The sequence below is a fragment of the Pseudonocardia humida genome (assembly GCF_023898865.1).
Lineage (GTDB): Bacteria > Actinomycetota > Actinomycetes > Mycobacteriales > Pseudonocardiaceae > Pseudonocardia > Pseudonocardia humida.
This window is the reverse complement of sequence record NZ_JAGSOV010000039.1, coordinates 80623-89996: the sequence shown is the minus strand read 5'-3', so window position 1 is coordinate 89996 and position 9374 is coordinate 80623. Positions and strand designations below refer to the sequence as shown.

Annotated in this window: 8 protein-coding genes and 1 pseudogene; 5 read left to right on the top strand and 4 right to left on the bottom strand. The window is 72.2% G+C overall.

What is annotated here, in order from left to right:
- Nucleotides 1-44: 44 nt before the first annotated feature.
- The 3 genes and pseudogenes from KDL28_RS18595 to KDL28_RS18585 form a co-directional block, all read right to left on the bottom strand.
- A complete protein-coding gene (locus KDL28_RS18595) occupies nucleotides 45-1001 on the bottom strand; it encodes a methionyl-tRNA formyltransferase (protein ID WP_252440350.1) in 957 nt (318 codons plus the stop codon).
- A gap of 66 nt (nucleotides 1002-1067) precedes the next feature.
- The gene (locus KDL28_RS18590) at nucleotides 1068-1292 is read right to left on the bottom strand and encodes an MbtH family protein (protein ID WP_252440348.1); all 225 of its coding nucleotides are present in this window, start codon (nucleotides 1290-1292) and stop codon (nucleotides 1068-1070) included.
- Between the two features lie 749 nt (nucleotides 1293-2041).
- Nucleotides 2042-2299 (bottom strand): annotated as a pseudogene (locus KDL28_RS18585) (transposase); the annotation flags it as partial.
- Nucleotides 2300-2467: 168 nt separating this feature from the next.
- Between KDL28_RS18585 and KDL28_RS18580 the strand changes: the two are divergent.
- The 3 genes from KDL28_RS18580 (at nucleotide 2468) to KDL28_RS18570 (ending at nucleotide 5702) form a co-directional block, all read left to right on the top strand.
- The gene (locus KDL28_RS18580) at nucleotides 2468-3448 is read left to right on the top strand and encodes an SDR family NAD(P)-dependent oxidoreductase (protein ID WP_252440346.1); all 981 of its coding nucleotides are present in this window, start codon (nucleotides 2468-2470) and stop codon (nucleotides 3446-3448) included.
- A 28-nt stretch (nucleotides 3449-3476) separates the two neighbouring features.
- Nucleotides 3477-4775: a M24 family metallopeptidase gene (locus tag KDL28_RS41565; protein ID WP_252440344.1), complete on the top strand. Its 1299-nt coding sequence runs from the start codon at nucleotides 3477-3479 to the stop codon at nucleotides 4773-4775.
- A gap of 69 nt (nucleotides 4776-4844) precedes the next feature.
- Nucleotides 4845-5702 (top strand): helix-turn-helix transcriptional regulator, encoded by an 858-nt coding sequence (locus KDL28_RS18570; protein WP_252440342.1) that lies wholly within the window; start codon nucleotides 4845-4847, stop codon nucleotides 5700-5702.
- Here KDL28_RS18570 and KDL28_RS18565 read toward each other — a convergent pair.
- Nucleotides 5677-6081, bottom strand: a complete 405-nt coding sequence (locus tag KDL28_RS18565; protein WP_252440340.1) for a hypothetical protein — start codon at nucleotides 6079-6081, stop codon at nucleotides 5677-5679. The two genes, KDL28_RS18570 and KDL28_RS18565, sit on opposite strands and share 26 nt — an antisense overlap.
- Before the next feature lie 201 nt (nucleotides 6082-6282).
- On the opposite strand from KDL28_RS18565, the gene KDL28_RS18560 reads away from it, so the two are divergent.
- Together KDL28_RS18560 and KDL28_RS18555 are read left to right on the top strand one after the other, a co-directional pair.
- Nucleotides 6283-7521, top strand: coding sequence for an amidohydrolase (locus tag KDL28_RS18560; protein WP_252440338.1), 1239 nt, complete (start codon nucleotides 6283-6285; stop codon nucleotides 7519-7521).
- A gap of 538 nt (nucleotides 7522-8059) precedes the next feature.
- The gene (locus KDL28_RS18555; protein ID WP_252440337.1) at nucleotides 8060-9373 is read left to right on the top strand and encodes a FadR/GntR family transcriptional regulator; all 1314 of its coding nucleotides are present in this window, start codon (nucleotides 8060-8062) and stop codon (nucleotides 9371-9373) included.
- Nucleotide 9374: the final 1 nt, after the last annotated feature.

Sequence of the window (9374 nt, the reverse complement as noted above, 5' to 3'; positions counted from 1 at the left end):
GCCGGGGGGCACCGGTTGCGGCGGGCGCTGTCCGGCGGAAGGGGTCAGTCCGCCACCGGGTGGGAGGTCAGGTAGCCGCCCATGCGGGTGAAGTGGTCGAGGGCGTCGACGTCGCGGCCGTCGTCGAGGCGGACCCGCTCGACGAGCAGCCCCGGGCTGCGGCCGCGGCGGGCCTGCGCCCCGGCGACGACCACCACCCCCGTGCCGCGCCGGATGAAGATCCGCCCGGGGGTGCCGCCGTAGGGCTGGTCGGTCACCCTCGCCTTGAGCACCCGCAGACGCCGGGTGCCCTGGTAGCAGTAGGCGTTCGGGTACGGGTCGGCCTGCGCGCGGACCAGGTTGAACAGCTCACGCGCCGACCAGGTCCAGTCCATCCGGTTGTCCTCGTCGGTGCGCCGGTGGAAGTAGGAGGCCGCCCGCCGGTCCTGCGGGGTCCAGTCGGTGCGCCCGGAGGCGAGCAGGGCCAGCGCGTCGACGGTGATCGGTCCGAACATCGCCAGGGTGCGGTCGAACAGGTCGGTGATGACGTCGGAGTCCGACACCGGGGTGGCCCGCTGCAGGACGATGTCGCCGGCGTCGAACTCGGCGTCCATCATGTGCGCGGTGACCCCGACCTCGGGCTCGTCGTTGATCAGCGCCCAGTTCAGCGGGGCGAACCCGGCGTAGGCCGGCAGCAGTGCGTCGTGCACGTTCAGGGTGCCGAGCCGGGGGATGGAGTACACCTCCGGGGGCAGCCAGGTCCGCCAGTTCGACACCACCGCCACGTCCGCCTCGGCGGCCCGCACGGCCTCCCGGACCTCGGCGTCGCCCGCCCGGTTGCGGACCAGCAGCGGGATCCCGCGCTCGTCGGCCAGTTCCGCCACGGACTCGTTGAAGATCTTCTCGTAGGCGTTGTCGCTCTGCGGGTGGGTCACGATCAGCGCGACCTTGTGCCCGGCGTCGAGCACCGCCTCGATCGTCCGACGCCCCCAGGTCATGTAACCGAACGCCACGACGCGCAAGACGCACTCCGCTCCCGAGAGAATTGTTTCCGTCGACCCTTCGAGGCCGAACGCACGAACCGTCGGTCAGGCGTCGACGCCATTTCCGGCGTCGAGCACCGCTGCCAGACTCCGCGGCCGCATGTCCACCCAGGACTCCTCGATGAACGCTAGCACCGCAGCTCGAGACGCCGGCCCGACTACCACCGTCCACCCGTCGGGAACAGCTGCGAAAGCCGGCCACAGCGAATACTGCCCCTCGGAGTTGCGCAATCCCAGGAACTCACCCGAGTCATCGTCGAACGGATTCACGACTGAGAGCTCCCCCGATTCCACGGCCTCTGGACTCCCCCACCGTAAGCTTCACTTAGCCTACCCTAAATAGGCCGATCCGGTGAACCGCGAGAGCGCAGCGGTGCCGCCCGGGAATTGTTCGGAGGCCCTAACCCACGAACGGCGCAGCAGCCGGATCGTCGCCCGCCCGGGACGCGACCGACGCCGGGCACGTGGCCAGCGGGAACCGCACCCGCGCCCGATCCGCCCCGTCCGCCCGATCGCGCTCCGTACGGCGGCGGCGGCGCGCCCATGTACGGAAGGGCTATGACGCCGCTCGTCGGACGGCGCCCGGCGCCGGCCCGACCTTCGACCTGCCGCAACAACGCCGCCGTGCCGATCCCGAGACTGGCAGCATCGGCGCCTGTCGGCTGCTCAGCGGCAGTCCTCGAGGGCGAAGTTGACCTGCTCCCATCGGGCTGCCCACGCGAGCAGCGCGAGGTGTCCGGCGGCGGGGGCGGCGACGGTGTGAGTGCGCTTGTGTGAGTCAGCGCCGATCATGATCAAGGGGAGCTCCACGCTGCGAGACGGTCACGGGCCTGGATCGTCTGGCTGCGAGCACGCCTCAGTAGGGCCGAGCGCACGCTCCCATCAAGCCACGCCGCCAGACGACGCAGGTGCCCGGCGGGGCCGCACATCGCCGAGAGGCCACCAGCCACGGCCGGGGCAGCGAAGAAGGGGAGCGAACCCCGCCGGACACGATCATCGTGGCACTGACGCGAAGAAGCCGACGCCGCCTTGAGGATCTCGTTCGCGCGGCGCAGCTCGGCGTTCTCCCGCTTGAGCCGCTTGATCTCGGCCGAGTCCTCGCTGGTCACACCGGGTCGCTGGCCGGCATCGGTCTCGGCCTGGCGGACCCACTTGCGCACCGTCTCCGCCGACCCGACCCCCAGCTTCTGGGCGACCGCGCCGATCGCGGCCCACTGCGAGTCGTAGTTCCCGGTGACCTCGACGACCATCCGCACCGCGCGCTCACGCAGCTCCATCTCCTCACAAGATCGAGTCTCCAGGCATGCGGGGCGATTCAGAGCCCGCCTAGACGCGTACAGGTCGGTCCTGGTTGAGGTGGTCCTGGTTACCCGTGACCGGGCGGTCGACGCTGGTCCGGTGAGCTCGCCGATGCGAGAAGTACAGATGAGGCAGCAGGAGCTGAAATGTCGAAAGACACCAGGGGCAACAGCCGGACCGTCGTCATCACCGGGGGCAACAGCGGCCTCGGCTACGGGTCCGCGCAGGCCCTCCTCGGCTCGAACGAGGGGCCGTGGCACGTCGTGATCGCGTCCCGCCACGCGGGCCGCGCGCAGACCGCCGTCGACGCGCTGGCCGCCGGAGCCGTCGTCGGCCACACGGTGGAGGCGATGATGCTGGACCTGGCGTCCCTCGCCTCGGTCCGGTCCTTCGCCGCCGAGGTGACCGAGCGGCTGGCCACGGGTGCGCTGCCCCCGCTGCACGCCGTGGTGTGCAACGCGGGCGTGCAGATGGGGACGGCCCTCGCCACGACCGCCGACGGGTTCGAGGCCACGTTCGGTGTCAACCACCTGGGCCACTTCGCCCTCGTCAACGGGCTGCTGCCGGTGCTGGAGGCGCCGTCGCGGGTGGTCGTGGTGTCCAGCGGCACCCACGACCCCGCGCTCAGGATGGGGCCGCCCCCGGCCTGGAACGACCCGCGGGCCCTCGCCCGGGGCGAGCTCGGGCCTGCGGCTGCGAGGGCCAACGCCCTGATGCGGGGCCAGGCCCGCTACAGCACGTCCAAGCTCGCGAACGTCTACTTCACCCATGCGCTGGCCCGCCGCCTGCCCGCGGGCGTCACCGCCAACGCGTTCGACCCCGGGATGATGCTGGGGACCGCCCTCGGGCGCTCGCTCCCCGCCCCGGTGCGGTTCGTGGCGCAGCACATCCTCCCGCGGATCACCTGGCTGCTGCGCCGGACCGTCACGGACAACATCAACACTGCCCAGGAGTCCGGCCGGGCGCTCGCCTGGGTCGTCACCGCGCCGGAGCTGGCCGCCACCACCGGCAAGTACTTCGACCTGCGCCGGGAGAAGCCCTCGTCCGAGGAGTCGTACGACGCCGCCCGCGCGGAGCAGCTCTGGACCGACAGCCTGGCCCTGACCGGTGTGTCCGCCACCCGCTGACGCGGCAGCGAAGCCCGAGGAGAACGACGTGCGGAATCTCGTGACCGATCCGGCGGTACCGACGTACTCGACAACCGAGCGCGATCGCCGATGGGGCCAGGCGCGCGAGCTCATGGACCGTGAGGGCCTGGACGCGCTGCTCGTCTTCGGTGAGCACGAGGACGCCGGCCCGGCGTCGGGTGCCTACGACAGGTGGTTCACCAACGGCAGGCCCGGCATGACGGTCGTGTTCCCCAGGACCGGCGACCCGGTCGCGCTCCTGCCCTCCGGGCAGTACGTCTTGGACCACCTGGAGTCCTCGCGCCGAGGCGAGTCGGTGTGGATCCCACCGGAGAACCTTCGCGCCTCTCGTGACTCGGGCGCGATCGTCCGGACGCTCGACGAGCTGGAGCTCACCGATGCCACCATCGGTGTCGTCGGCCTGGGGCCGCACATGCCGTGGCACCCGGAGGGCATCATCGGGTTCCGGCTCTGGAACAGCGTCCTGGCGCAGGCCCCCGAGGTGAAGTTCACGTCGGTCGACATGGCGTTGGCTCTGCTTGTCAGCCGGCTGAGTCCGGAGGAGATCGACGTCGTGCGCCACGCGGCGAGCGTCGGCGACGCCATGGTGCGGGCCATGGTCGAGACCGCCGCACCCGGCGTTGCGGAGAGCGAAGTGTTCGCGGCGGGCATGGCCGAGGGCTACCGGCGAGGCACGGTGCCGCCGGCGATGCACTTCTGGTCGGGCCCGGACCCCGTCGCCGTCGGCTGGCCGGCCTGGGGCTACCGCCCGCAGGCACCCCGGGTCCTGCGCGACGGCGAGGTCGTCTATGCCGAGGTCTTCTCACAGTTCGGCGGACGCGAGGCACAGAACCAGGTCACGATCGCCGTCGGCGACGTGCACGACGACTTCCACCGGGCCGGCGACGTCGCCCGCGCGGCCTACGACGCCGGCCTGGAAGCGTTGCGTCCGGGCCGCACGTGGGGTGAGGTCGTGGAGGCGGTCCACGCGCCGCTCGACGCGGCCGACGGTTCGATGTTCCTGATCGCGCTGCACTCGCTGAACCCGGGCCTCGTGGTCGGCCGCGGCCGTGGGGACATCGGCAAGCTTGTCGGTGCGCAGGCCTACCCGGCCGTGAACGCGCACCCGGCCATCATGACCGACCTGGTGCTCCAGCCCGGGATGTCCTTCGTCCTCGAGCCGCAGTACGCCTTCGGGCGCCACCTGGTCCACGTCGGGGGGACCGTGATCGTCGGCGAGGACGAGCCCATCGAGCTCAACCCGTACACGGCACAGATCCTCCGGGCGTCCGGTACGGCACGGCCCAGCCGGGAGTACTCGGGCTGACGCCGCCGGCCACGTTCCAGGACCGACCTGGTCCTGGATACGCGGCTCGGCGCGGCCGACACTGGGGACATGCTCGACCGTCCTGGGCTCGCCGACTTCCTCCGCCGCCGCCGGGAGATGCTGCGTCCGGCCGACGTCGGGCTGCCCGACGGCGTCCGCCGTCGCACCCCTGGCCTTCGGCGGGACGAGGTGGCGCACCTGGCCGGCATGTCGACCGACTATTACGCCCGGCTCGAGCAGAGCCGCGGCGCCAACCCCTCCGAGCCGATCGTGGCCTCCCTGGCCCGCGTGTTGCGCTGCGACCTCGACGAGCGAGACCACCTCTACCACCTGGCGGGGCTGGAGCCACCGGCGAGGCTCGCGTCTCGGCACATCCGCCCAGGGCTGATCAGCCTGCTCGACCGGCTCACCGACGTCCCCGCCTCGATCTGCACCGACCTGTACGACGTGCTGTGGCAGAACGCGCTCGCCGACGCCGTCCTGGGCACCCAGGACCCCCAGGTCGACCCCCGCTCCCGCAACCTCGTGTGGCAGTGGTTCACCAACCCGGCCACGCGCGCCCGGGTGCCGAAGGAGGACTGGCCGCGGCACTCGACGGATCACGTGGGCCACCTGCGCGCGACGCACGCACGCCGTGGGCGCGACAAGGACGTAGCGACGTTCGTGCGGGGCCTGCATGAGCACAGTGCCGAGTTCCGCGACCTGTGGGAACAGCACCACGTCTCCGTGCGCCGGTTCGACCGCAAGAGGCTGCTGCACCCGGACGTCGGCGAGCTGCACCTGACCTGCGAGGTGCTGCTGACCCCCGCCGAGGACCTCATGGTGGTCACCTTCTTCCCGACCCCCGGCACCGATGCGCACGAGAAGCTCGACCTCCTGCGCGTCATCGGCATCCAGGGCTTCAAGCCTGCAGGGGACCTTTGTTGAGCGTTCCGAGTGTGACCGCGGCGGCCCGCTCGCCGGCGGTCCACATCGGGGAAGCAGCCAGGTCGGCAGCGCGGTGTCGAGCGGCGGTCAGCGCGGCGACGGGCATCGCGTTCTCGGCGGGTGCAATCAGGGACTGCAGCTGCCTGAGCCCGGCGCGCACTGGCGCATCATCGGCGGCCGCAGCGAGGTCGCTCAGCGCGGCACGCACCGCCGCTCCGGTGTTGATCTTGACTTCGCTACCGGCCGCGTGCAGCCGCGCGACCGCATCGACGAACGCTGCCCGGGCCGCGCCGAGCACAGTGAGGTCGTCGGCGGCCGTTGGCCGGTTGGTGGATACGGAGTTGAGGACGCGTTGGGCCGCCGGCTCGGCGGCCAGCATCGCCCTGCCGCAGGTCCTCGGCATGTCCAGCAGCAGCGATGCCGAAACGGATCTGCAGACAGTTGCGGTTCTTGGCGAGCAGGAGCGGCTGCTTCAGGTGGGACAAGCGTGGCTTCGATCTTGGATCTTCGAGCCCGCGAGCCACCGCAGCAGCCCGTTCGGTCGAACCGTGACCGGTCGCAGCCCCTCTACTCTCGTCCCGTGATCGCGAAGGCACCGGAAGCGCTCGCCGAGCTCTACCGCGAGCTGCACGCCCATCCCGAACTCTCGTTCGCCGAGGCCCGCACCGCCGCCGTCGTGGCCGACCGGTTGCGCGCCCTCGGCGCCGAGGTCACCGAAGGGGTGGGCGGAACAGGGGTGGTCGGTGTCCTGCGCAACGGCGACGGTCCGACCGCCCTGCTGCGCGCGGACATGGACGGCTTGCCGATGCTCGAGGGCACCGGCCTGCCCTACGCCAGTACCGCCCGCGGCACCGACCCGGACGGCAACGACGTCCCGGTGGCCCACTCCTGCGGGCACGACATGCATGTGACCTGCCTGCTCGGCGCCCTCCAGGACCTCGCCACGGACCGGGCGGCCTGGAGGGGGACCGTGCTGGCGGTGTTCCAGCCGGCCGAGGAGATCGGGCAGGGCGCCCAGGCGATGATCGACGACGGCCTGTTCGACCGGTTCCCGGCACCGGCGGTGGTGCTCGGCCAGCACGTCGCACCCCTGCCCGCGGGGTGCCTGGCGATCCGCTCCGGCCCGGCCTTCGCCGCAGCGGACGCCGTGCGCGTCGTGCTGCACGGCCGCGGAGGCCACGGGTCCCGACCCGAGACGACGGTCGACCCCGTCGTGATGGCCGCCGCAACGGTCATGCGCCTGCAGACGATCACATCGCGGGAGATCGCCGGCACCGACACCGCCATCGTCACCGTGGGTGCCCTGCGGGCCGGGACCAAGGAGAACATCATCCCCGACGACGCCGAGCTGCTGGTCAGCGTGCGCAGCTTCGAGCCCGAGGTCCGCCGCCGCACCCTCGACGCGATCACCCGGATCGCCAACGCCGAGGCCGCCGCCTCGGGCGCGCAGCAGCCTCCCGACATCACCACGCCCTACGGCTTCCCCGCCGTGGTCAACGATCCGCGCGCGGTCGACCGCACCCGCCCGGCGCTGGCGAGCGTCGTCGGCACCGAGCGGGTCTTCGACCCGGGCCTGGTCACCGGCAGCGAGGACGTCGGCCTGCTGGCCACGGCCGCCGGGGCACCGTGCGTGTACTGGCTGCTCGGCGGCGCCGACCCCGCCGCGTTCGCCGGAGCGGCCTCGCAGGCCGAGATCGTCGCCCGGGTCGCCCAGCAGCCGTCCAACCACTCCCCGCTCTACGCCCCGGTCATCGAACCCACGCTCACGACCGGGGTGCGGGCACTCACCGCCGCCGCCCACGAGTGGTTGCCGGCCTGAGCCCGCCGCGCGGCTCCGGCCGCGTCCTCACCGGCCACCCGAACGCGGTGGCCTTCAGCCAGGACGGGCGGACGCTGGTCACGGACGGCGTGGACGGAACGGCCGACGGGGCCACCTAGCGCGACGAGGGCGGCTGCGATCCGGTGGACGACGGCAAGGGCGGTCTGGCTGGGCCGGTGACCGACCGTCCAGGGGCAGGTGCCGCACCGGGATCTGCATGCGGCCCCACCAGTAGCCGCGTTCCAGGTCGAGGTCGGCGTAGCAGCGCGTGACCCACGCCGCCCGGTAGGGAGTGATCTGCGGCGGATCAAGGTCGGCGACGTTCGCCAGATCTGGATATCGGCTCCGGCGACCTCGTCACCCATCGGCTGCACGCAGTGGATCTGGAACGTAGGACAGCGCACGAGCTGCGTCCGGCGCCGCGATCGACTCGACGGCCTGCTTCACGAGCGAACCAGGCCTCGGTTCCCCCGCGGAACGCATCAGCCTCCGGGTCGGGGACGGTACGGTGGGAGCGCCCATCGGACGAGAGGCTGACGTGGATCGACTGGCCACGGTGATCGCCGACCGGTTGGAGAAGGAGATCATCGGCCTGGGCTGGCCGGCCGGGCACACCCTCGGCTCGGAGTCCGAGCTGACCAACCGCTTCGGGGTCAGCCGCGCCACGTTCCGCGAGGCGGCGCGCCTGCTCGAGCACAAGCAGATCGCCCGGATGCGACGCGGCCCGAACGGCGGTCTGCTGGTGCACGCCCCGGCCGCGGCCGCGGTCGTGGAGTCCATGGCGACGTTCTTCGAGTTCAGCGCGGTCCCGCACGAAGCGGTGCTCACGGCGCGGCGTCCGCTGCAGGTGCTGGCGGCCCGGCTCGCCGTCGAACGCGCCCGCGTCGACCCGGACGGCGCACGAGCGGAGCTGGTCCGGGCCCAGGGGGCCGACGGGCCGCACCACGCGATCGCCCGGCTCAGCGGCAACCCAGCGCTGGCGATCTTCATCTCGGCGCTGCTGCAGGTCACACCGCACCCGGTGGGCGGGCGTCGGCTGCCGCACACCGACGCGCTGGTGGCGGCGGTGCTGGACGGCGACCTCGACGAGGTGGAGCTGCGAGTGCTCGATGCCGTCGACGAGAGCGCCGAGGGCACCGACGGCGGCCCGGTCACGGTCACCACCGACGACGAGCTCAAGGTCCCGGAGCGCGCCGCCCGGATGATCAATGAGCGAATCCGCGCGGCGGCCAGTCCGCCGGGGACCGTGGTCGGGTCGGAGGCGTCGCTGATCGCGTCGCTGGAGATCAGCCGTGGCACCTTCCGCGAAGCGGTGCGGGTGCTGGAGTACTACGGGATCGCGGCGATGCGCCGCGGAGTCGGCGGGGGCCTGGTCGTGCGCGAACCCGACCCGAGCCGGGTCGTCGGTACGGTCGTGGCCTACCTCGACTTCCTGCGCATCGAGCCCGAGCAGTTGTTGCAGGCCAGGGCCGCGGTCGAGCTCGCCACCGTCGAGCTCGCGGCCGCGCGCCTCGACGAGCGCAACTCAGCCAGGCTCGCCGCGGGGATGCGTGCCGAGTACGGCGTCCCGGGCGACCGGGTCTACACCGTCCAACCCGAACTGCACCGGCTCCTCGGCGAGCTGTCGGGAAACCTCCCGCTGCAGCTGTTCGTCGCGGTCCTCACCAGGCTCCAGACCACGCGGTTGGACTCCCACCCCACGCACGCCGAAGGCGAGGACGCCCGGGCGACGCACGAGCGGCTGGTCGCCGCGGTCGCCGCGCGCGACCCGATGCGCGCCCGCCACGAGATGGCCCGCCACCTCGACGTCATGCGGTTCTTCCTGGACCGCGGCTGGACCCGCCGTCCCTGAC